Annotated in this window: 16 protein-coding genes; 14 read left to right on the plus strand and 2 right to left on the minus strand. The window is 64.3% G+C overall.

What is annotated here, in order from left to right; all coding sequences use genetic code 11:
- The first annotated feature begins 1 nt into the window (after window position 1).
- From HMPREF0326_RS01645 to HMPREF0326_RS01675, 7 genes are all read left to right on the plus strand, one after another.
- Window positions 2-1,870, plus strand: a complete 1,869-nt coding sequence (locus HMPREF0326_RS01645; protein WP_009303021.1) for a SulP family inorganic anion transporter — start codon at window positions 2-4, stop codon at window positions 1,868-1,870.
- Window positions 1,867-2,871 (plus strand): tRNA dihydrouridine synthase, encoded by a 1,005-nt coding sequence (locus tag HMPREF0326_RS01650; protein ID WP_008682292.1) that lies wholly within the window; start codon window positions 1,867-1,869, stop codon window positions 2,869-2,871. The genes HMPREF0326_RS01645 and HMPREF0326_RS01650 overlap by 4 nt, the downstream gene beginning before the upstream one ends.
- A gap of 39 nt (window positions 2,872-2,910) precedes the next feature.
- Window positions 2,911-3,783 (plus strand): 4-hydroxy-3-methylbut-2-enyl diphosphate reductase, encoded by an 873-nt coding sequence (gene ispH / locus HMPREF0326_RS01655; protein WP_008682295.1) that lies wholly within the window; start codon window positions 2,911-2,913, stop codon window positions 3,781-3,783.
- A 122-nt stretch (window positions 3,784-3,905) separates the two neighbouring features.
- Entirely contained in the window at window positions 3,906-4,922 is a 1,017-nt protein-coding gene (locus tag HMPREF0326_RS01660) for a chemotaxis protein (protein ID WP_008682297.1), read from the plus strand.
- 141 nt (window positions 4,923-5,063) lie between these two features.
- The gene (selB, locus tag HMPREF0326_RS01665) at window positions 5,064-7,019 is read left to right on the plus strand and encodes a selenocysteine-specific translation elongation factor (protein WP_020990149.1); all 1,956 of its coding nucleotides are present in this window, start codon (window positions 5,064-5,066) and stop codon (window positions 7,017-7,019) included.
- A 268-nt stretch (window positions 7,020-7,287) separates the two neighbouring features.
- Window positions 7,288-8,997: an FAD-dependent oxidoreductase gene (locus HMPREF0326_RS01670; RefSeq protein WP_008682302.1), complete on the plus strand. Its 1,710-nt coding sequence runs from the start codon at window positions 7,288-7,290 to the stop codon at window positions 8,995-8,997.
- A 101-nt stretch (window positions 8,998-9,098) separates the two neighbouring features.
- Window positions 9,099-11,144 (plus strand): ankyrin repeat domain-containing protein, encoded by a 2,046-nt coding sequence (locus HMPREF0326_RS01675; protein ID WP_008682304.1) that lies wholly within the window; start codon window positions 9,099-9,101, stop codon window positions 11,142-11,144.
- A 36-nt stretch (window positions 11,145-11,180) separates the two neighbouring features.
- Here the strand turns inward: HMPREF0326_RS01675 and HMPREF0326_RS01680 are convergent, their stop codons facing one another.
- Entirely contained in the window at window positions 11,181-11,822 is a 642-nt protein-coding gene (locus HMPREF0326_RS01680; RefSeq protein ID WP_008682306.1) for a TetR/AcrR family transcriptional regulator, read from the minus strand.
- A 122-nt stretch (window positions 11,823-11,944) separates the two neighbouring features.
- Between HMPREF0326_RS01680 and HMPREF0326_RS01685 the strand changes: the two genes are divergently transcribed.
- The 6 genes from HMPREF0326_RS01685 to HMPREF0326_RS17135 all read left to right on the plus strand — a co-directional run bounded on the left by HMPREF0326_RS01685 (window position 11,945) and on the right by HMPREF0326_RS17135 (window position 21,756).
- On the plus strand, window positions 11,945-12,361 hold the full coding sequence (locus HMPREF0326_RS01685; protein WP_008682309.1) for a rhodanese-like domain-containing protein: 417 nt from the start codon (window positions 11,945-11,947) through the stop codon (window positions 12,359-12,361).
- Between the two features lie 42 nt (window positions 12,362-12,403).
- Window positions 12,404-13,804 carry an FAD-dependent oxidoreductase gene (locus HMPREF0326_RS01690; RefSeq protein WP_008682311.1) on the plus strand — a complete coding sequence of 467 codons (1,401 nt, stop codon included), beginning with the start codon at window positions 12,404-12,406 and terminating at the stop codon, window positions 13,802-13,804.
- A 586-nt stretch (window positions 13,805-14,390) separates the two neighbouring features.
- Window positions 14,391-17,927 (plus strand): pyruvate:ferredoxin (flavodoxin) oxidoreductase, encoded by a 3,537-nt coding sequence (gene nifJ, locus HMPREF0326_RS01695; RefSeq protein ID WP_008682317.1) that lies wholly within the window; start codon window positions 14,391-14,393, stop codon window positions 17,925-17,927.
- 193 nt (window positions 17,928-18,120) lie between these two features.
- Window positions 18,121-20,232 (plus strand): phosphate acetyltransferase, encoded by a 2,112-nt coding sequence (gene pta / locus HMPREF0326_RS01700; RefSeq protein WP_008682320.1) that lies wholly within the window; start codon window positions 18,121-18,123, stop codon window positions 20,230-20,232.
- A gap of 91 nt (window positions 20,233-20,323) precedes the next feature.
- Entirely contained in the window at window positions 20,324-21,535 is a 1,212-nt protein-coding gene (locus HMPREF0326_RS01705) for an acetate kinase (protein ID WP_008682322.1), read from the plus strand.
- A 71-nt stretch (window positions 21,536-21,606) separates the two neighbouring features.
- Entirely contained in the window at window positions 21,607-21,756 is a 150-nt protein-coding gene (locus tag HMPREF0326_RS17135; protein WP_008682325.1) for a hypothetical protein, read from the plus strand.
- Window positions 21,757-21,868: 112 nt separating this feature from the next.
- On the opposite strand, the gene HMPREF0326_RS01710 is transcribed toward HMPREF0326_RS17135, so the two are convergent.
- Window positions 21,869-22,420 carry a metal-dependent hydrolase gene (locus HMPREF0326_RS01710; protein WP_008682327.1) on the minus strand — a complete coding sequence of 184 codons (552 nt, stop codon included), beginning with the start codon at window positions 22,418-22,420 and terminating at the stop codon, window positions 21,869-21,871.
- Window positions 22,421-22,665: 245 nt separating this feature from the next.
- Between HMPREF0326_RS01710 and HMPREF0326_RS01715 the strand changes: the two genes are divergently transcribed.
- Complete coding sequence (locus HMPREF0326_RS01715) at window positions 22,666-23,793, plus strand: D-alanyl-D-alanine carboxypeptidase family protein (RefSeq protein ID WP_008682328.1); 1,128 nt, start codon at window positions 22,666-22,668, stop codon at window positions 23,791-23,793.
- Window positions 23,794-23,889: the final 96 nt, after the last annotated feature.

Below are 23,889 nucleotides of genomic sequence, written 5' to 3' on the forward strand. Positions count from 1 at the left end.
TATGCGCGCCGCCAGATTCTTTCCCTTTCTGGATACCCTGAAGACCTACACGACACGCGATTTCCGGGCGGATTTCATGGCCGCGCTGACCGTGACGCCCATGGCTATTCCCCAGGCCATGGCCTACGCCCTTATTGCCGGGGTACACCCGCAATACGGTATTTACGCCTGCATGCTGCCGGTGATCGTGGCCGCGCTCTGGGGCTCGGCCCGCTATCTGGCCGCCGGACCCACCAACGCCATTTCCATGGTGCTCTTTTCCACCATGGCGACGGTGAGCATAGGCGGCACGCTGCTTTCCAGCCTGCCCGAAGAAGCGCGCATGACCTATGTCTTCGGCCTGGCCCTGCTCTGCGGTCTGATCCAGGTGGGCATGGGGCTGGCCCGTCTGGGCGATCTGGCCAACTTCATCTCCCACTCGGTCATGGTGGCTTTTGCCACGGGCGCGGCCCTGCTCATCGCCGCGGGGCAGCTCAAAACCGTGCTGGGCCTGACCGGGCCCAAGCCCGCCGGGTTCTTCCCCCAGATCGGCATGGCTTTCCGGAATCTGGACCAGATCAACTACTGGAGCCTGGGCCTGGCCGTGCTGACCATAGTCCTGATCGTGGCCTTGCGCCGCATTTCCCGACGCTTCCCGTCCACCCTGATCGCCCTGGCCCTGGTGGGGGCCGTGGGCGCGATCTTCCAGATCAAGGAACACGGCGTAACCCTGGTGGGGCCCATCCCCAACGTGATCCCGCCCTTTTCCCTGCCCCCGGCTTTCGACATCACGGCTCTGGGCGATCTGTTCATGCCCGCCCTGGCCATCGCCCTGCTGGGCACGGTGGAATCTCTGGCCATCGGCAAGCAAATGGCCGCCATCAAGGGCGACAGCTTCGACGGCAGCCAGGAACTCATCGGCCAGGGCCTGGGCAATATCGCGGCGGGCCTGACCTCGGGCATACCGGGCTGCGGCTCCTTCACCCGCAGCGCCCTGGTGGTCACCTCCGGCGGCAACACCCGCATGGGCACCGTGTATTCCGGCCTGCTGGCCCTGCCCATGCTCTTTGTGCTGGCCCCGCTGATGAGCTGGCTGCCCATGCCCGCCCTGGGCGGCGTGCTGTTGCTGATCTCCTTTCAGATGATAGACCGTGAATCCATCCGCCTCTGCCTGGTGGCCACGCGCATCGACCGCGCCGTGCTGCTGCTGACCTTTGCCGCCACCCTGATCCTGGACCTGGAGCGGGCCATTTTTGTGGGCGTGCTGCTTTCGCTGGTGCTCTTCATCTACAAGACCGCGCACCCGCGCGTGCTCCGGCTGCGGCCCGAAGCCCCCCTGCTGCGCGACGCGACACCGGACCTGCCGCCCGGCATCGCGGTCTACGTCATTGAGGGTACTCTCTTTTTCGGGGCCATCCACGAACTGGAACGCCAGCTTTACGAGGAAGACCGCGAGCCCGCCCGCCTGGTGGTCCTGAGCCTGACCCGCGTGTTCTGGCTGGACGCCTCGGGCGCGCATGCTCTGGCCCAGTTCGTGGAGCGCTGCTACGCCCGCTCCATGCCCGTGATTCTGGTGGTGGGCAGCCGCAACGTCCGCGATATTCTCAGGCGCACCGGCATTCTGGATTACCTGAGTTCCGGCTTTGTGGCCGAGACCATCAATGAAGGCCTGCGTCTGGCCACTAACCTGCTCAACCGGGTTTCCTGCCGGGACAACCAATGCGTTTTCCCCGCGCCGGAAGGCCCGCCGCCCGCTCCGCCCGTGCCGCCCGTTCCGGGGGACCCGGTCGCGCGTGCCGCCCTGGCCAGAGAGGCGGCCGCGACGGCATCGGCAGGCGGACAGAAAGGCACAGTCGTCCTTCCCGGCCCGGAAAAACCGAAAAACACATGAGCAAAACCGCCTTACTGCCCCGTTGTCCGGCCAATCCCGACCATCTGCCCTTCGGCCGGAACAAACCCTGGCTGGCCCCGTTGGCCGGATACAGTGATTTGCCTTTCCGCCTGCTCTGCCGGGAATACGGGGCCGCTGTCTGCGTCACTGAAATGGTCAGCGCCAAGGGGCTGGTTTACCAGAGCCCCGGCACTAACGACCTGCTGGTCAGCCTGCCCGAGGACCAGCCCCTGGTGGTCCAGCTGTTCGGCGCGGAAGCGGACTTTCTGCGCCGGGCCGTGGGCCTGCTGCGCGAGGCGGGCTACGGCTGGTTTGACCTGAACATGGGCTGCTCCGTACCCAAGGTCTTGCGCCAGGGCGCGGGCGCCGCCATGCTGGGCGACCTGGAAAACAGCCTGGCCGTGGCCGGAGCCATGCTGAAAGAAGCGGGGCCGGGCCGGGTGGGCTTCAAGCTGCGCCTGGGCCTGGACGACGCGCGCACGGTGCTGCCCGATCTGGCCCTGCGCCTGGAGGACCTGGGCGCTGGCTGGCTGACCCTGCATCCGCGCACGGCTCGCCAGGGCTTCGGCGGCACGGCGGACTGGGAGGCCCTGGCCCGCCTGAAGCCGCGCCTGTCCCTGCCGCTGCTGGCCAGCGGCGACCTGTTCAACGCCGCCGACGGCCTGCGCTGCCTGGAGCAGACCGGGGCCACGGGTGTGATGTACGCGCGCGGGGCCATGCACGGTCCGGGCATTTTCGCCGCCCATCTGGCGCTCTGCCGGGGGGAGCGCATTGCCGAGCCCACGCCCGCCGCCCTGCGGGCCATGATTTTGCGGCACATGGACCTGGCGCGCTCACTCTGCCCCGGAAAGGCCGCGCTGTGGAAAATGCGCTCAGTGGTGCCGCGCTACGTGCGGGCCCTGCCCGGCACGCGGACCTTGCGCCGGGAGCTCTGCCGCTGTACTGATTGGCGGGAGCTCACGGACGCGCTGGAAAATTTTCTGGCCGCCGCCTCCCGCTGACCTCCCTTTCCGCCAACCGCCCCTCAAGGAGATCGGGATATGAATGTCATCCGCGCCAAAACCGCGGGTTTCTGCATGGGCGTGAGCCTGGCCCTGCAAAAGCTGGACACGGCCCTGGACGAAGCCACCACCGGCATCGACAAGAGCAACGACCCGCGCGGACGTATCTGCACCCTGGGACCCATCATCCACAATCCGCAGGTGCTGGCCTTCTATGAGGCCAAAGGCGTGGCCTGCGTGCGCGATGCCGCCGAACTGCTGCCCGATGACAGGGTCATTATCCGCGCCCACGGCATCCCCCGGCAGGAGGAGGAGCGCGTGCGCGCCAGCGGCGCGCGGGTTGTGGACGCCACCTGCCCCAAGGTCAAAAAGGCCCAGCTTGCCATCGCGCGGGCCACGCGCGCCGGGGCCACCCTCCTGCTCTTCGGCGAGGCCGACCATCCGGAGGTGCGCGGGCTGGTGTCTTACGCGCACGGCCCGGCCCATGTCTTCGGCAGCCCGAAAGAGCTGGCCGAACTGCGTCTGGACCCCGGCCACACCCATGTGCTGGCCTCCCAGACCACCCAGGACCGCGAAACGTTCACCGCTCTGGAAGCGGGCCTGCGCGCGCGCTTTCCCGGCCTGACAGTGCTCTCCACCATTTGCGACGCCACGCGTGAGCGCCAGGAGGAGGCCCGCAGCATTGCTTCCTCGGTGGATGTCATGGTAATCGTGGGGGGCAGGCAGAGCGGCAATACCCGCCGCTTGGCCGATGTAGCGGCTCTGAGCGGCATCGACACCTTCCATGTGGAAAGCGCCGACGAACTTGACGCCAAAAGATTTGCGCAAAAAACGCGCGCAGGCCTAACGGCCGGCGCATCCACGCCGAAAAGCCTTATTGACGCCGCTGAAAACTGGCTGACGTCACTGTAGGCAACGCACATCCACGGCGGGGCGCACGGCGTCCGCCGGACCGACAGCGCCTGAAGAACATGTCCGCATGTCGCGGCTTTTTCCCGGACGCGCCATATGTAGAGCGTCTTTTCGGAGGCAGCATGGCTCAGACAAACATTCTGCTGGAAGCCGGCACCAATGAGCTGGAAGTGGTGGAATTTTACCTGGATGAGGCCACCTTTCCCACAGTCGATGCGGGGGACGTGAACGCGGACCCGCAAGCGCCCGCCGGTGAAGGATCTTACCGGGGCTATTACGGCGTCAACGTGGCCAAGGTGCTGGAAATCATCCGCATGCCCAAGGTCACGGAACTGCCGGAAGTGCAGCATCCCAGCGTACTCGGGGCCTTCAACCTGCGCTCGCGGATCATCCCTCTGGTGGATCTCGCCATGTGGCTGGGCAAAACCCATACCCAGACCGACGAGCAGCCCAAGACCATTGTGACGGAGTTCAATAACGTCACCACGGCCTTCATGGTTTCCGGGGTCAACCGCATCCACCGCATCAGCTGGGAAAAGGTGGAACAGCCCAACAAATACGTGGCCGCGGTATCCAACAATACGGTCATCGGCGTGGTCAAACTGGAAGAACGCATCGTCTTCCTGCTGGACCTGGAAAAAGTGGTGGCCAACCTTAATCCCAAGCTGGGCCTGCGCCTGGACGACCTGGGCGCGGACTGGGACAATACCGGCTACCGGGCCCTGGTGGCCGACGACTCGGCCCTGGTGCGCGAAATGCAGCGCGACCTGCTGGAAAAGGCGGGCTTCACCGTGGAAGTCGTGGAAAACGGCCGCGAAGCCTGGGAACGCCTGGAAGACTTCAAGCGCCGCGCCGAAGAGGGCAACCGTCCCATCACCGACTTTGTGCATGTGATGGTTTCCGACATTGAAATGCCGGTCATGGACGGCCTCAACCTGACCCACCGCATCAAGACCGACCCGATGCTCAAACAACTGCCGGTGGTGCTCTTCTCCTCCCTGATCACGGACAAGCTGCGCCACAAGGGCGAAAGCGTGGGCGCGGACGACCAGATTTCCAAGCCGGAAGTGACCCAGCTCGCCAAGCGGGCCCTGGCCCTGATCAAGGACCGGGAACGGGCCCAGGCCGGGCAGGCCTGATTTTTCATATCCCTACAAAGATGTTGATATTAGGGGGAATGCGCTTGCGCATTCCCCCTTTTTCGTGTCCGTCTCATTTGCAATGCCGTATTCTCCGGTGTATGTTCGCTCTGACATATTCGGCGACGGAGGGTGCGGAACATGGCTGTTGTACTGGGCACGGCCGGACATATTGATCACGGCAAGACCTCCCTGGTGCGCGCCCTCACCGGCATCGACTGCGACCGTCTGGGCGAGGAAAAGCGTCGGGGCATCACCATCGAGCTCGGCTTCGCCTGGGTGGATCTGCCCGGCGGCGAGCGCCTGGGCATTGTGGACGTGCCCGGCCATGAGCGCTTCGTCAAAAACATGGTGGCCGGCGCGGCGGGCGTGGACTTCGTCATGCTGGTCATTGCCGCGGACGAGGGCGTCATGCCCCAGACCCGCGAGCATCTGGAAATCTGTTCCCTGCTGGGCATCCGCAACGGCTTTGTGGCTCTGACCAAAACCGACATGGTCGAGCCGGACTGGATCGCCCTGGTCAAAGAAGACATCCAGCGCTTCCTGCAAGGCACTTTTCTGGAAAACGCGCCGGTCTTTCCCGTTTCCTCGGCCACGGGCGAGGGTCTGGACGCGCTCCGGACCCATATCCTGAATTGCGCGGCCGAGCTGCCCCCGCGCCGCCGCGGCGACATCTTTCGCCTGCCCGTGGACCGCGTGTTCAGCATGAAGGGCCACGGCACGGTGATCACCGGCACGGTGATTTCCGGCGCGGTCAATGCCGGGGATGAAGCCCGCTTCATGCCGCCGGACCTGCCCACCCGCGCGCGCGGCCTGCAGCGCCACGGCAAGTCCGTGGACTCGGTGGCGGCGGGCCAGCGTTGCGCCGTCAACGTGCAGGGCCTGGACGTCACGGAAATTGAACGCGGCTTTGTGCTGGCCCACCCCGGCGAACTCTTCCCTTCCCGGCGCTGGCTGCTCCGCCTGACCTGCCTTTCCTCCGCCCCCCTGCCCCTGCGCCAGCGGGTGGAAATCCATTTCCATCACGGTACGCGCGAATGCCCGGCCCGCGTGATATTCCGGGACCGGGACAAACTGGCCCCGGGTGAAACCGCACTGGCTGAAGTGCGCTTTGCCGAGGATATGGTGGGCGTGTTCGGGGATCACTGCGTGCTGCGGGCCTATTCACCCCTGCGCACTGTGGCCGGGGGCATTCTGATCAGTCCCCTGCCGCCGGAACTGCGCCGCAAAGACCCGGAACTGGCCGACAAGCTACGCCTGCTGGAGCAATTGCCCAATCTGCATGAGCGCGCCTGCGACGGCAAAGCCGCCAAGGCCGAGGACCGCGTGGCTCCGGCCCGCGCCGTTCTGCTGCTGCGCGGCCGGGACGGCGCCGACGAGGCCCGGCTCAAGGTCCTGACCGGCCTGCACGCCTCCGCCCTGGAATCCGGCCTGAATCTGCTTTCCTCCAAAGGCGAAGCCCTCTGTTGGGACAAGGAGAGCCGCCAGTGGATCAGTAGGACGGCTTTCGCGGACCTCCTGGCCGCCTGCCTGGCGCGGGCCGAGGAGCTGCACCGCAAGGACCCGCTCAAGCCCGCCTTTTCGCGCAACGCCCTGTTGAGCGGTTGGAGCAAACGCCTGCCGCAGCGCCTGATCCAGAAAATTCTGGACGCGGCCCTCAAGCAGGGTCGCCTGGTCGTGGACGGCGAGGGCCTGCGCCTGGCCGGGCACAAGGTGACTTTGGCGGCGGATCAGGCGGGTCTGCGGCAAAAGCTGTTACAAGCCCATCAGCGCGCGGGCCTCACCCCGCCCAACGCCAAGGATGTGCTGGAAGAACTGGGGGTCAGCGCCAAAGAGGCCGCGCCCGTGCTGCGCCTGCTCTGCGAGGAAGGCGCGCTGGTCAAGATCAGGGACGGTCTCTATTACGACGGGGCCGCGCTGGCCGACATTCTGGAACGGGTGCGCCAATGGTTCACCGACCATGAGAATCTGGACGTGGGCGCATTGAAGGAAATTCTGGGCCTGTCCCGCAAGTATCTCATCGCCCTGCTGGAATACATGGACAATGAACGGATTACCGTGAGGGTGGGCGATCAGCGCCGCTACAGAGGGCGCTGACTTCCCGGCGGGTAACGGCATTGAAATATGATATCTTGGAGGCTTTACTTTTATGCCCTGCGCCCAAACCACTGCCCTTCGGGCACAACTGATTTCGCCTGAGCGGCGATGGGCCGCGCTCCTTAAGCGCCGCGCGTCCATTTTCAAAATATTTTTCCAGCCGCCTGATTGTCGACAAGCCCGTACGTTCCAATCCACCGGCGACAATGACAACATACCCGTAGAGCGGAACATAATCAGTCTATAAACAATGAAGGAGAGTTATAATATGCCCGAAAAAATTCTGATTGTGGGCGGCGTGGCCCTGGGCCCCAAAGCCGCCTCCCGCTGCAAGCGCCTGATGCCCGACGCCGAAGTGACCCTGGTGGATGAAAACGTCTACATTTCCTACGGCGGCTGCGGCATCCCCTATTATGTGTCCGGCGAAGTGCAGAATCTGGACGATCTGCGCGCCACGCCCTACCACACCATCCGCGACCCCGAGTTTTTCCGCGCCATGAAGGGCGTGACCGTGCGCAACCAGACCCGCGCCCTGTCCATTGACCGCGCGGCAAAGACCCTGCTGGTCAAGGACGTGATCAGCGGCAAAGAGGAAGAACTGCCCTACGACAAACTGGTGCTGGCCACGGGCGCGAGCCCGCGCGTGCCCCCGGTGGAAGGCAAGGACCTCAAAAACGTGCTTTCGCTCACCCGCCTGGAAGCCGCCGACGCTATCCGCACGGCCTGCCAGGAAGGCAAGGTCAACGAGGCCGTGATTGTGGGCGGCGGCTTCATCGGCCTGGAGGCGGCCGTGGCCCTGGCCGACATGTGGGGCGTCAAGGTCAGCGTGGTGGAAATGATGGACCAGATCCTGCCGGGCGTGCTCTCCCACTCCCTGGCGCGCATGGCCGAGCATGACTGCGTCAGCCACAAGGTGGACGTTTACACCTCCGAGAAAGTGCTCAAACTGGAGGGCAAGGACGGCGCGGTGAGCAAGGTCGTCACCGACAAGCGCGAACTGCCCGCCCAGCTGGTGATCTTCGCCGCGGGCTTTATCCCCAACGGCCGGTTGGCCAAGGACGCGGGCCTGGACGTGGCCCCCTTCGGCGCGGTGGTGGTGGACGAGCACATGCGCACCTCCGACCCGGCCATCTACGCCGGCGGCGACTGCGTGGCCATCAGGAACATCATCACCGATAAGCTGGGCTATCTGCCTCTGGGCAGCATGGCCAACCGCCAGGGCCGGGTCATCGGCACCAATCTGGCGGGCGGCGACGCCACCTTCCCCGGCTATGTGGGCACCTGGGCGGTCAAGCTCTTTGAAATGTCCTTCTGCGGCACGGGCCTTACCGTGGAGCGCGCCCGTAAGGAAGGCTATGACGCCATCGGCGTCAGCGTGGAGCAGCTGGACCGCGCCCACTTCTACCCCGAAAAGAACATGATGAGCCTGGAGCTGGTGGTGGACAAGCCCACCAGGCGCGTGCTGGGCATTCAGGGGGCCTGCTCGGCGGGCGACGCCCTCAAGGCCCGCGTGGACGCCGTGGCCGGTGTGCTGCAATACGCCAGACCCACGGTGGAGGACATCTCCAATCTGGAAGTTTCCTACGCGCCGCCCTTCGCCTCGGCCATGGACGTGGTCAACGTGGTGGGCAACGTGGCGGACAACGTGCTGGCCGGACGCTTCAAACCCGTGACCGGCGACCAGTTCATGGAACTGTGGAAGAACCGGGACCAGAACCACATCTTCTTCATCGACGCCCGCCCGGCCAAGGCCGGTCAGGCCGTTCAGGCCCGGCATCCGGAATGGCACTCCATTCCGCTGGAGGAAATCGCGGCCAGAGTCAATGAAGTACCCAAAGACCAACCCGTGGCGATCATCTGCAATACGGGCCTGCGCGCTTATGACAGCCTGCTGATCCTGGCCCGCAACGGCATCACGGATGTGGTCAATTCCACGGGCGGCATGCAGGCCGTGGGCAAGATGGGCCTGAAACCGTAACCCGCCGCGCACACGGCATTCTCGGGCTCCGCTCCCGCGTCTTGGGGCGCCGGGGCGGAGCCCGCATTTTTCGGCACCGTGTCCGCCACGAGGAGGCAGACATGTCCCGAGCGAAAAACGCGCGCCACGGCCCCCGGCGCAAAGGCGATCCCGACGCCCCCGTGCGGCGGGCCGTTACAGCGGACACGCCGCCGGAAGGACTTCCGATTGCGGCAACGACGGAAAAAATCTACGGCATCCCGCGCCGTCTACTGCGCGTCCTGCTTGTGATCATCGCCGTGCTGGGTCTGGTCATGCTTTTCCGGGATCCGCTGGAGGACAGTCTCACGGGTCTGGTCCGCATAGCCCGTTCAGACAAACCCATGACCCTGCTGGAGGCGGCGCCCCGGCTAGGCCTTCTGCTGGGGCGCAAGCCCGCTTCAGTGGAGGAATTCGCGGCCGTCTGCCGCCACGCCCGCCCCGAAGACGCTCTGGCCGCGCTCAGGGCGCTGCCCGCGCCCATGCTGAAGCACGGCCTTTTGCTGCACGCCCTGGTGAAGCACACGGACAATCACGCCGTGCTGTCGCGCCTGCTCCGGTCCGATTCCCCCCTGCGCTCCCAGGTCAACGCCCGCGACGCATCAGGCCGCACCCCTCTGCATCTGGCCGCGCGCAAGGCCGACCCGCTCTTTCTGCTGATCCTGCGCAATGCCGGAGCCGAGCCCAATGTCTACGACGCCGCCAATGCCTCGCCCCTGGCCGAACTGCTGGCCGCGCCGGATGAGGCCGTGGCACGGCACGCGGAGCCCCTGATCCGGGAAGGAATGAATCTGGGCTATGAGCCGCCTCCCAAACCCAAGGGCAATGAGTCCAGGAAGATCTCCCCGCTGATCCTTGCCCGCGCGCCGGAAGCGGCCCTGATAGCCAAGCTGATGGGGTGGCTTTACCGCCTGAATGACAAAAGCTCCCCTTTTTTCATCCTGGCAAAGCAGATGGAAACGCGCGCGGGCAAGGACTATGTGGCCATTCTGGCCGCCGCGCTCAAGACACTGAGAGACGACGGCGCCCGCGACACGTTGATCCCCGGCCGCGATCTGCCCGTACCCCCGCCTTCCCATGCTGAACGGCTTTACATGGATTCCCTTATCCCGGACATGCAATCCATGTTGCCGCCCCCGGACAAGGGCTCCGGCGAATGGCGCCGGCTTCAGCTTCAGAAAGACACCGGCCCGCGTATGGCGGCCGTCAAATGCCTGTTGCCCGAAGCCCGTTCCGCCTCTCTCAATTGGCTGTCCGCCCTGGTCGCCGGACGCCCGACAAAAGAGCCGCCGCTGGAAATGGAGTGGGAAAGCTGGGATCTTCCCCCGGAAACCGTCGTAGCTCTTGCTGTGAGTATTTTCGGTAAAAACAAAAGCAGGGAACCGGACAACCGGTTTGCAAGGATGCAGCGTGACCTGAGCGCGCATACACGCCGACAGGGCCTGGAGGCCTTGCTGCATTTCCGCGCCGAAGTGGAACAACGCCATCCCCTGTTGCTGACCTGCCAACTGCTGGATGTCGCTTCCGGGAACAGCCTGCGCGCCTGGCGGGAGGCGCGGATGAAAACACGGGGCAAAAACAAGAAGGACGACAGTCTGGACGCGCTCTGCGCCCTGCGCCTGGAGCTGCCCGACGCGGCGTGGCGTGCGGTGGGCGGCCACCTGACGGCGGCGGCCTATCTGAAAAAAATCCATGCCGCGCGCGTGGTCACCCGGCCGCCGGACTGGTGCCGCCGCCAAAAAAGTTATGAGCCTTTACGGACCTGGGACGCGCGGCCCCTGGAACGCCAACCGCAAGCCCGCGACAGGGACAGGGCCGTGGGAAACGTTCCAACGGCCCGGAACGTCTTCGAAGCAGGCCGCAACGACGGCGGTTGGTGCCGCCCGCCCCGGCCCGAACGGGACCCCGGCGAGCCGCTGGTGGCCGTAGCCCGCATCCTGGGACAGGTCTCGCCGGAAACCGGCCCGCGCCTACTGCGCCTCATGCTGGACGCGGGCGCCAGACTCGAACAGCCGGACCAACACGGCGTCCTGCCTTTGGACGCTGCCCGCGGGGCAAACGCGCCGCCGGAAGTTCTGCGCCTGCTCGCGCCTGCTCCGGCGGCAACCACGCCCGCAGTCCGGGAATAACGCAACGCGCCCCTGCCGGGCATTCCGGTTCCGGGCTTACTCGGTACCGGCGGCTCCCCCATCCTCCGCGCTCACCGCGCTGTCCTCCGGCCTGCCTTTTACCGCATCCGGCCCGAACAGGGCGTACATGGCCTGTTCCACCAGCCGCTGGCCCAGTTCCCGTTGGGGATTGAGCCGGGCCATGATCTTGAGCCCCCAGATCTGGGCCTGCAGGAACCAGGCGGCCCCCTCAATGCTGAAGAAGCCGGACAGACCGGGAGTTTCGGCCAGGGCCCAGCTGAATTCCGTGCGGATGTCGGCCATGTGTTTCTGAAGGCGCTCGGCAAACTCCGCTTCACCGGCATTGGCCTCCAGCACGCCGTTGACCAGAAAACAGCCCCGATGCAGGGGATCGTCAAAACAGTCAATGGCTTTTTCCAGCACCGCCCTGATCCGCTCCGGACCCGGGGGCATGCTGTTCAGCAGACGGTGCAGATCCGCCAGATGATCCTCGGCATAGACATCCAGCGCGGCCAGCAGCATGCCCTTCTTGCTGCCGAAGCGGGCATACAGACTGGCGGCCTTGGCCCCGGTGCTCTGCACCACGGCGCTGATGGGCGCGTCATAGCCGAGCTGCCAGAGACAATCCACCATATCCTGCTTGAGTTTGGCGTCGTCGTGCAGCGGTGGTCTTCCCATGGGCATGCTCCTTGATCTTCAAAATATCGCTTGACAAGCATAGCGTTTTTTAGTTTTTTAACAATCGTTAAATAATTAATTCATTTTTTGACTCCGCCCACCTCAAACAAGCGAGTTGCGCCATGAAAATTTTCCGCCCCGCCGCCCTGCTTCCCCTATTTATATTCGCCGTCCTGCTGTTCTCCGGCACCTCCGCCACGGCCCGCGCCGACCTGCCCGCCACGGGACCGCTCAAGGCCCAGGCCGCCCAGGCCCTCATCGACAGCCTGGGCAAGGATCTGGTAGTCATTGACGTACGCAGCCCCGACGAGTTCGCCCGGGGCCATGTGCCCGGAGCCCGGCTGCTGCCGGTGGAGGAACTGCCCGCGCGACTCGCGGAAGTGCCGACGGACAAGCCCGTGCTTTTCGTCTGCCGCACCGGCCGCCGGGCCGCCTATGCCTATGAAATGGTCCGCAAGGCCCGGCCCGCACAACAGGCGCTCTGGTACCTGAACGGCTCGCCCGAGTACCGGGCCGACGGCGGCTACGTGTTTCATTAATACAGCACTCGGGCGGCCCCCGCGCCGCCCGGAGGACATATCATGCAAAACTTCGACGATATCATCATCGGCTTCGGCAAAGGCGGCAAAACCATCGCCGCCGCCCTGGCCGGCAAAGGCCGCCGCGTGGCCATGGTTGAAAAATCGGACCGGATGTACGGCGGCACCTGCATCAACATCGCCTGCATTCCCACCAAAACGCTGGTGCACGAGGCCAAGGCGCTCTCCGGCTGCGCGGAGCGCGATTTCGCGCAAAAAGCCGCGGACTACGCCCGAGCCGTGGCCCGCAAGGACGAAGTCACCGGCTTTCTGCGCCAAAAGAACCTGGAGATGCTGACCAGCCGGGGCGTGACCGTGCTCACGGGCCAGGCTTCCTTTGTGTCGCCCCATGAGGTGGAAGTGCGCTTTGCCGACGGGCGCGCGGAAATCCTGCACGGTGAGGATATTTACATCAATACCGGCGCGTACAGCGTGATTCCGCCCATTGAGGGCCTGGCCGAAAGCGCCAACATTTACACCAGCACCAGCCTGCTGGACCTGACCCGGCTGCCGCGCCGGCTGCTCATTCTGGGCGCGGGCTATATCGCGCTGGAGATGGCCTCCATGTACGCGAAGTTCGGTTCCAGCGTGACCATGCTGGAATATTCCCGGCGGTTCCTGCCGCGCGAGGACGCGGACATGGCCCAGAGCGTGCGCGCGGCCCTGGAAGCTCAGGGCGTGGACATTCACCTGGGAGTCAGCGCCCGGTCGGTGCGCGACATTTCCGAAGACGGCGCGACCCGCACGGAACTGCGCTGCCGCGTCGCCGGGCCGGACGGCGCGGAGGAAGAACACGTGTTCACGGCCGACGCCGTGCTGCTGGCGACCGGGCGGCGGCCTCTGACCGAAGGGCTGAACCTGGAGGCCGCGGGCGTCCGTCTGGACGAACACGGGGCCATTGCCGTGGACGACCGGCTGCGGACCTCCCAGCCGCATATCCGGGCTCTGGGCGACGTCAAGGGCGGCCTGCAGTTCACCTATATTTCCCTGGACGACTTCCGCATTGTGCGGGACGCGCTCTGGGGCGAGGGCAAACGCGACACCGGCAACCGGGGGCCCGTGGCCTACGCCGTGTTCATGGACCCGCCCCTGGCCCGCGTGGGCCTCAGCGAAGAGGAAGCCCGCGCCCAGGGACTGAACGTCACGATTGCCAAACTGCCCGCCGCGGCCATTCCGCGCGCCCGCCTGCTCGGCGAGACCAGCGGCCTGCTCAAGGCCGTGGTGGACGCGGACAGCGGCGCGATTCTCGGTTGCGCCCTGCACTGCGCGGACGCCGGGGAAATGATCAATACCGTCACCGCCGCCATGCGCGCCGGTCAGAACTCCGCCTTCCTGCGCGACATGATCTACACGCATCCGTCCATGACCGAAGCGCTTAATGATCTCTTCGGCCAGATCAGCTGACGCCTGTTGTCGGGCCGTCTTTTCACGCCCCTGTCCGGGTTCTCCTTGCCGGGCAGGAGCGTGAAGGGCCCGGTTCAAAAACAAGCACAGGGAGAAATTCCTCCGCGAATACAGCGGCCTCAAGAAATGCGCCATGCCGATGCGCCTCCCTCCCGTCGCCGGAAACCCGATCAGGATTTCCGGCGGCCTTTGTCTCGCGCGGCCCGGAACACGGGAAAGATAAAAAAATATTTCACAATGCAAGCTCATTTTAACTGTTCAATCAAACAATTTTATGCTATGGCTGCTGGCAACGCGTGAACACGGACGGATTTCCCGGATATGCGGCGGCTACGCCAAGCCCCGTAATAGTTCTGATGGACGGGCAGACGCGGATCGGATAAACTGTTCCATCCCGGATTGACGGCGGCTTTCCCTGTTTTTTTATGGACGGGAGCGGGCCTCCGGCACTGTCTGCGGGACGGTTCAAGCGCCCGCGCGGCATCTTTTCCGGCTTCACCACTCTTGCGCCATACCGAGCGGTTACCGACGGCCCGGAGCTGACTGAAAAAACATTGCGCGCCCACACGGCGCCAAGGAGGAACAGATGGCTAAAATGAAAACCATGGACGGCAATAACGCCACAACACATATTGCCTATGCCCTGTCGGAGACGGCGGCCATTTACCCCATCACGCCTTCTTCGGTCATGGGCGAGGTCATGGATGAAATGGCCTCCCGCGGCAGGAAGAACGTACTGGGCCAGACGGTCATCGTGCGTGAAATGCAGTCCGAAGCGGGCGCCGCGGGCGTTGTGCACGGCATGCTGGCCGGTGGTTCGCTGACCTCCACCTACACGGCCTCGCAGGGCCTGCTGCTGATGATCCCCAACATGTACAAGATCTCGGGCGAGCTGCTGCCCGGCGTCTTCCATGTGGCGGCACGCGCCCTGGCCTCCCACGCCCTGTCCATCTTCGGCGACCATCAGGACGTCATGGCCGCCCGCCAGACCGGCTTCGCCTTCCTCTGCGCCTCCTCGGTGCAGGAGTGCATGGACATGGCCCTGGTGGCCCATCTTTCGGCCATCGACGCCAGCCTGCCTTTCTGCCACTTCTTCGACGGCTTCCGCACCTCCCATGAAGTGCAGAAGATCGAAGTCATCGACTACGAAGACATCAAGGACCTGGTGAACTGGGACAAGGTGGCCGAATTCCGCGCCTCCGCCATGAATCCCGAACACCCGCACGTGCGCGGCACCGCCCAGAATCCTGACATTTACTTCCAGAACCGCGAGGCCGCCAACCTCTACTACGATGCCGTGCCCGGCATTGTGGTGGAAAACATGAAGAAGGTGGAGTCCATCACGGGCCGCAAGTACCACCTCTTCGACTACGTGGGCCATCCGGAAGCCGACCGCGTGATCATCAGCATGGGCTCGTCCTGTGAGGTCATTGAAGAGACGGTCAACTACCTGAACAAACAGGGCCAGCGCACGGGCCTTGTGAAAGTGCGCCTCTACCGTCCCTTCTCGGCCGAGCATCTGCTGCGCGCCATCCCGGCCAGCGTGACCTGCCTTTCCGTGCTGGACCGCACCAAGGAATGCGGCGCCCTGGGCGAGCCCCTCTACCAGGATGTCTGCACCGCCTTCCTCGAAAAGGGCGAAGCGCCCACCATCGTGGGCGGCCGCTACGGTCTGGGCTCCAAGGATTTCACGCCGGGCATGGCCAAGGCCGTGTTCGACAACATGCTGGGCCTCCAGCCCAAAAATCACTTCACCGTGGGCATCAATGACGACGTGACCCACCTTTCCCTGGATGTGGAAGAGGAAATCGACACCGTGCCCGAAGGCACCGTGCAGTGCAAGTTCTTCGGCCTCGGCGCGGACGGCACCGTGGGCGCCAACAAGCAGGCCGTCAAGATCATCGGCGACAACACCGACATGTACGCCCAGGCCTACTTCGCCTACGACTCCAAGAAGTCCGGTGGCTTCACCGTGTCGCACCTGCGTTTCGGCAAGCAGCCCATCACCTCGTCCTACCTGATCACCCAGGCCGACTACATCGCCTGTCACAAGGCCGCCTATGTGACCATGTACGACATCCTGGAAGGCATCAAGGAAGGCGGCACCTTCGTGCTCAACTCCAACTGGTCCCTGGCCGACATGGAGCAGCATCTGCCCGCCTCCATGAAGCGCATCATCGCCCGCAAGAAGCTGAAGTTCTACAATATCGACGCCGTGAAGGTGGCTCAGGAAGTGGGCCTCGGCGGCCGCATCAACATGATCATGCAGACGGCCTTCTTCAAACTTGCCAAGGTCATCGACTTCAGCAAGGCCGTGGAGCTGCTCAAGGAATCCATCAAGAAGACTTACGGCCTCAAGGGCGACAAGATCGTGAACATGAACATCGCGGCCGTTGAAAAGGCCAGCGACGCCCTGGAAGAAGTCAAGTATCCCGCTTCCTGGGCCGACACCACCGAAGGCGCGGTGGTCTGCCACTGCTGCGACGACGATTACATCCGCGAAATCGTGCGGCCCATCCTGGCCCAGCAGGGCGACAAACTGCCCGTGTCCGCCATGGATCCCGCCGGTTTCGTGCCCCTGGGCACCGCCGCCTGCGAAAAGCGCGGCGTGGCCATCAACATCCCCGAATGGCAGGTGGCCAACTGCATCCAGTGCTGCCAGTGCTCCTTCGTCTGCCCGCACGCCGCCATCCGGCCCGTGCTGGCCACCGAAGCGGAACTGGAAGGCGCGCCCGCCGGCTTTGAGACCAAGGACGCCATGGGCAAGGAGCTCAAGGGCCTCAAGTTCCGCATCCAGGTCTATCCCGAGGACTGCCTGGGCTGCGGTTCCTGCGCCGACATCTGCCCGGCCAAGGAAAAGGCCCTGGTCATGAAGCCCCTGGAAGGCCAGCTGGACGCCCAGAAGGCCAACCTGGAATTCGCCGAGGAGCACATCAGCCTCAAGGACAACCTGCTGCCGCGCGACACCATCAAGGGCTCGCAGCTCCAGCAGCCGCTCCAGGAATTCTCCGGCGCCTGCGCCGGTTGCGGCGAAACTCCCTACGTCAAGGTGCTCACCCAGCTCTTCGGCGAACGCATGCTCGTCGCCAACGCCACGGGCTGCTCGTCCATCTGGGGCGCCTCCTCGCCCACCACGCCTTACTGCACCAACAAGGACGGCTTCGGCCCGACCTGGGGCAACTCCCTGTTCGAAGACGCCGCCGAATACGGCTGCGGCATAGGCTTGGCCTATGTGCAGCGCCGCAACCGCCTGGCCATGCTGGTGGAAGAGGCCCTGAAGGAAGAAAACGTGCCCGCCGAGCTCAAGAGCGCCCTGCAGGGCTGGCTGGACAACAAGGAAGATCCCGAAGGCTCCCGCAAGTACGGCGAGATGATCCTCGCCAACCTGGACGGTTTCGACAGCCCGCTGGCCCACGAGCTCTGGGATATGGACGACCTCTACACCAAAAAGAGCGTCTGGGTCTTCGGCGGCGACGGCTGGGGCTATGACATCGGCTACGGCGGCCTGGACCACGTGCTGGCCTCCGGCGACGACATCAATGTGCTGCTCATGGACACCGAAGTGTACTCCAACACCGGCGGCCAGTCCTCCAAGTCCACGCCGCTGGGCGCGGTGGCGCAGTTCGCCGCGGGCGGCAAGCGCACCGGCAAAAAGGAACTGGGCCGCATGGCCATGACCTACGGCTACGTCTATGTGGCTTCCGTGTCCATGGGCGCGGACAAGCAGCAGGTGCTCAAGGCCTTCCGCGAGGCCGAAGCCTACAAGGGCCCCTCGCTGATCATCGCCTACGCGCCCTGCATCAACCAGGGCCTGCGCAAGGGCATGGGCAAGAGCATGGAAGAAGCCAAGATGGCCGTGCAGACCGGCTACTGGCCGCTGTACCGCTACAACCCCGAACTGGCCAAGGAAAAGAAGAACCCCTTCCAGCTCGACAGCAAGGCCCCCAGCGCCAACCTGCACGAGTTCCTGGAAGGCGAAACCCGCTACGCTTCCCTGGACAAGATCGATCCCGAAGTCTCCAAGAAGCTGAAGAGCGAACTGGCCGAGGCCTATGCCGAACGCTACGCGCTGCTCAAGCAACTGGCGGATCTGCCCTATCCTGAAGTGGAAACGACGAAGTAGCCCGCAAAACAGAACCCGCCGCGCGTCCGGGGCCAGCCCGCCGGACGCGCGGACGCGATGACGGAATATGAGACAGGCAGGGCGCGGTGGACAAGCCGCGCCCCTTTTCACTTCACGGGGTCCGGTACGGACGGCGGCGGAGTGGGACGCAGACGCCCCGCCGTCGGCGCGGAACGCCGGGCAAGGAGTTCCTATGAAGCACAACGCACTTTATGTCACGGCCACGGGCCCCCTGACGGGCAAAAGCGCCATCGCCCTGGGCACCATGCAGATGCTCAGCCGCCACATGCGCAACGTGGCCTTCTTCCGGCCCATCATCAACGAGCCGCAGCTGGATGACCGCGACCCGGACATCAACCTCATGCTCGAACACTTCAAGATCAACATGGAGTACGCGGACACCTTCGCCTACACCCATGCCGAAGCGCGGGAAATCATCAATCAGGGCTCGCGCAACATCCTGCTGGAAAACATCATCCAGAAGTTCAAAAAAATTCTCATGGAGCACGACTTCGTACTCTGCGTGGGCACGGACTTTCTGGGCAAGGACCCGGTGTTCGAGTTCGAGCTCAACGCCGAAATCGCGGCCAACCTGGGCTGCCCGGTCATGCTGGTGACCAGCGGCGACAATGCCACGGCCGAAGACATCCGCCAGTCCCTGCAGATGACCATGGACAGCCTGGACCCCTATGCGCTGGACGTGGTGGCGACCATCATCAACCGGAGCCATCTTTCCCAGACCGACCTGGACGAGCTGCGCGCCCAGTTCGGCCAGGACGGGCAACCGGCCCTGATCTACGCCGTGCCCAACGACCCGACCATCGGCCGGGCCACCATGGGCGACGTGAAAAAAGGCCTCAACGCCGAAGTGCTCTTCGGCGAGAACCGCATGGACACCCTGGTGGGCGACTACCTTGTGGCGGCCATGCACGTGGACAATTTTCTCCGCTACATCGCCAAGGATCAGCTGATCATCTCGCCCGGCGACCGCACGGACATCCTGCTGGCGGCCATTGCCTCACGCCTGTCCTCGGCCAAGCCGGACATCGCGGGCGTGCTGCTCACCGGCGGCCTGCGCCCACCGGAGGAAGTCTGCAAACTCATTGAAGGCTGGACCGGCGCGCCCCTGCCCATTCTGCTCACCGAGTTTCACACCTACCGGACCATCACGGCCCTGCAGGAAGTCTACGGCCTCATCGAACCCGGCGACATGCGCAAGATCAACACCGTGCTGGGCCTCTACGAGCACCATGTCAACGGCAAGGAAATCGCCAGTCGCCTGGTCTGCAAGCGCAGCGGCCGCATGACGCCCATGATGTTCGAATTCGAGCTCATCGAGCGGGCCAAAAGCGACAAGATGCGCATCGTCCTGGCCGAAGGCGAGGAGGAACGCATCCTGCGCGCCACGGACATCCTGCTGCGCCGCGAAGTGGCGGACATCACCCTGCTGGGCAATGTGGACCTTATCCGCCAGAAGGCCAGCGAGCTGGGCCTGGTCATTGCCGGGGCCACGCTCATCGACCCGGTGAAATCGCCCAAATTCGACGACTACGCCCAGACCTACTACGAATTGCGCAAGGCCAAGGGCATTACCCTGGAACACGCCCGCGACGTCATGAGCGACGCCACCTACTTCGCCACCATGATGGTCAAGAAGGACGACGCCGACGGCATGGTTTCCGGTTCGGTGAACACCACGGCCCACACCATCCGCCCGGCCTTTGAGTTCATTAAGACCAAGCCCGGCTATTCCGTGGTTTCCTCGGTCTTCCTGATGTGCCTCAAAGACCGCGTGCTGGCCTTCGGCGACTGCGCGGTGAACCCCAATCCCACGGCCCAGCAGCTGGCGGAAATCGCCGTGGCCTCGGCGCACACGGCCAAGGTCTTCGGCATTGAGCCGCGCGTGGCCATGCTCTCCTACTCCACCGGCACGTCCGGCAAGGGCGCGGACGTGGACGTGGTGGTGGAAGCCACCAGGATCGCCAAGGAAATGGCCCCGGACCTGGCCCTGGAAGGCCCCTTGCAGTATGACGCGGCCATTGATCCCACGGTGGCGAAAACCAAGATGCCCGACAGCAAAGTGGCCGGCAAGGCCACGGTCTTCATCTTCCCGGATCTGAACACCGGCAACAATACCTACAAGGCCGTACAGCGCGCCGCCCAGGCCGTGGCCATCGGCCCGGTGCTCCAGGGCCTGAACAAGCCGGTCAACGACCTGTCGCGCGGCTGCACCGTGCCCGACATCGTCAACACGGTGGCGATCACCGCCGTGCAGGCCGCCGCGGAAAAGAGCGGCAGCAAGTAAAGCATCAAAAGATACTGACCGTGCGGGAGCGTCCCGGCGCTCCCGCCTTTGACATTTCCCCTCAACTCCCCGGCAGGAAAAAGGACGGCATATGAAAGTTCTGGTGATCAACGCGGGCTCCTCGTCGTGTAAATATCAGCTTCTGGAAATGGACACGCAACGCGTGCTCTGCTCCGGTCTTGCCGAGCGCATCGGCCAGGACGGCGGCCGCCTGACCCACAAAATCGCGCCCGACACGGACAAGGAAAACAAAATCGTCCGCGAGGCGACCTTCCCCACCCATGTGGAAGCCATGGAACTGGTCATCGCCCTGCTGACCGATCCCGAGCTCGGCGTGATCAAAGACAAGAGCGAAATCTTCGCCATCGGGCACCGCGTGCTGCACGGCGGCGAAGCCATCACGGACCCGGTGCTGGTGGACAGCCGCGTCAAGGAAATCATCAAGGAATGCATCCTGCTCGGTCCCCTGCACAATCCGGCCAACCTCATGGGCATTGAAGTGGCTGAAAAGCTCTTCCCCGGCGTGCCCAACGTGGCCGTCTTCGATACGGAATTCGGCATGGGCATGCCGCCGGAAGCCTATATGTACGCCCTGCCCTACGAACTGTACGAGGATCTCAAGATCCGCCGCTACGGCTTCCACGGCACCTCGCACAAGTACATTGCCCGCAAGACGGCGGAATACCTGGGCAAGCCTCTCAACGAGCTGCGCTCCATCACCATGCATTTGGGCAACGGCTCGTCCATGAGCTGCGTCAAGGACGGCAAGTGCTTTGACACCAGCATGGGCCTGACACCCCTGGAAGGCCTGATCATGGGCACGCGCTGCGGCAGCATCGACCCGGCCATCGTGCCCTTTGTGATGGAAAAGAAAAGCCTGAGTCCGGCCGAGGCCGACACCCTGATGAACAAGAAGTCCGGCCTGCTGGGCCTGTGCGGCTACACGGACATGCGCGACGTGCACTCCCAGGTGGAAAAGGGCAACGAGCGCGCCGCCCTGGCCCTGCAAATGCTGGTGCGCAGCATCAAAAAAACCCTGGGTTCCTATTTCTTCCTGTTGGACGGCAAGGTGGATGCCCTGGTCTTCACCGCGGGCATCGGTGAAAATGACGACATCGTGCGCGCGGCTGTCTGCGACGGCCTGGAAGGCTTCGGCATCAAGCTGGACCTCAAGGAAAACGCCATCCGCAAGCCCGGCGCGCGGACCATCTCCCTGCCGGACAGCAAAATTCCGGTGCTGATCATTCCCACCAACGAAGAATTGCAGATCGCCCTAGAGACTCTGAAAGTGCTGGGCAAATAAGCTCTTCGACACTTGACGCGAAAAGGCCGCCCTGTGGGGCGGCCTTTTCGCGTCAGGGAACAATCGCATCCATGCTGCGCGCGGAATTCGGCCGGGACAACGCCTACCGCATCAGCGGCGATGAATTTGTGGCCTTTGTCATTGACGCGGACACAGAAACACTTCTGCGCAAGGTCCGGACCGTGGAAAAAGCCCCGCCCCCTTCTCCGCCTACGGACTGATCAAAACAGCGGAGCGCAATATGTATGCTTCCAAGCAGCGGTATTACTCCGGCAAGACGGACCGGCGCAAAGCCAGGATCTGAATCCCGGCGCGTCCGGAGGGACAGACGCCTCAGTGGCGGAGCTTCCTCCGGACGTTGGTCAGAGCGCGACGCAACAGCCAGGCCGTGGCGCCCGCCGCCAAGCAGGGCAGCCAGACCCAGCGCCACTCCGAGATCAGCACCTCCAGCCCCTGCCTGCCGAAAAAGACGCGCAAATTGAGAGGCGAGACCCGGATGGGCCGCCAGTCCAGAAAATACCGCGCCTTGTCCAAGGGCCACAGCGCGGCCACGCCCAGCCCGCCGTTGGTCATGGCATCCAGCAGAATATGGCTGGCCACAGCCGCCAGGCCCACGCCGAAGGCCGCCGGGCGGGAACAGCGCAGCCAGGGGGCCAGGGCAGCGCCGAACAGCCCCATGAGCAGCGCAAAGAGCAAAGAATGGGAAAAGCCCCTGTGCCCCAGCAGATCCGCGTAACGGATACCCAGCTTGAAGCCGATCACATCTAGATCCGGAAGAACGGCGCAGAACACGCCGAAAAGCAGCAGACGCGCGGGAACGACGCGGGAGCCCAGGGCCGCCGCCAAGGCCAGCACGGGCGCGGGATGGGAAAACACGGTGGGCATGGAACCTCCTCCGGCGCGTGAGACGCGCCTGCTGTCCGGCGGCCGGGACGCTTCCACCCGACGGCGGAAATATCGACCCGCGCCCGCCGCGCGGCGTTCCCGGCAAAACAGCACACCCGGCCCGACCTGTCAAATCTCCCTGTAACGCGAAATTTTCTTGCACCCGACGGCGACACGGCATATCTAAACATTGTCTAACAATTCCGCAGCTCCCCGTCCCTCCGGGCGAAAACCACAGGTTTGCCATGTCACGCATTTCCCGTCCCCTGCCGTTCCGGGCCACGGCCCATCTGTTGTTTTTCTTGCTCCTTTTCGCTCTTGCGGCTCCCCAGATCCGGCCGGACCGGGCAGTCGCGGCTCCGGCCGTGCCGCCCCACGGTTTTGTGGGCGTCTGTTCGGCCATTCTGTACGACCTGGACAACGACGCAATCCTCTTCGAACAGAACGCCGATGAGCACATCCCCCCGGCCTCGCTGACCAAGGTGCTTTCCATGTTTCTGGCACTGGACCACATCAGCGCCGGGCATGCCGCCTTTGACAGCGTCGTGCCCGTCAGCCGCGCGGCCGCGCGTACCGGCGGCTCGCGCATGGGTCTCAGGAACCGGGAGCAGGTGCCCCTGGAAGAGCTGCTCATGGGCATGGCCGTGTCCTCCGGCAACGACGCCAGCATGGCCGTGGCCGAATTTGTGGGCGGCTCGGCCCCGGCCTTTGTGAACATGATGAACGTCAAAGCCCGCACGCTGGGCATGCGCGACAGCCGGTTCCGCAATCCGCACGGCCTGCCCGCCCAGGGGCAGTACACCACGGCCCGCGACATGCTCACCCTGGCCCGTGCCTATCTGCGGGCCTATCCTTGGGCGCTCAAATTCCACAACACCCATGTGCTCAATCACCAGGGCCGGGTCACCTGGAACAAAAATCCCCTGCTAGGCCAGTATCCCGGCGCGGACGGTCTGAAAACAGGCTGGGTCAACGCCTCGGGCTACAACCTGATCTTTACGGCCAGCCGGGGGGACAAACGCCTGCTGGCCGTGATTCTGGGCGCGCCCGACGTGCGCGTGCGCGGCACCGAGGCCTGCCGCCTGCTGGACGCGGGTTTTCAGGTCTGCGGCAACCAGGCCGTGTCCGTGGCCGCCGCCCTAACCCAGATGCCCCAGGAAAATTACCGCCTGGATCTCCGCAAAACAGCCCATGAGGCGGGCCGCCAATACGCCCAGGCCCAGCCGGAAGCCCGCAAGCAGGCCAAGCACGGCACCCAGAGCAAATACGCCAAAAACAAAAAGCACAAGAGCCGCAAGGCCGTCAAACAACGCGCCTCCCGCCCGCAGCATTCCCGCCAGGCCGCCCAGAACTCGCGGCCCCGCGCCAGTTGACGCCTTACCGGCCCCCGAACCTAAGACGTCGGCCGTTGGCGAGCTTGCCGGCGTTTCCTTAGCTGTAGGCACCGCAGGGGTCGTACTGATAAGGAC

It is taken from the genome of Desulfovibrio sp. 3_1_syn3, from assembly GCF_000145315.2.
Lineage (GTDB): Bacteria > Desulfobacterota > Desulfovibrionia > Desulfovibrionales > Desulfovibrionaceae > Desulfovibrio > Desulfovibrio fairfieldensis.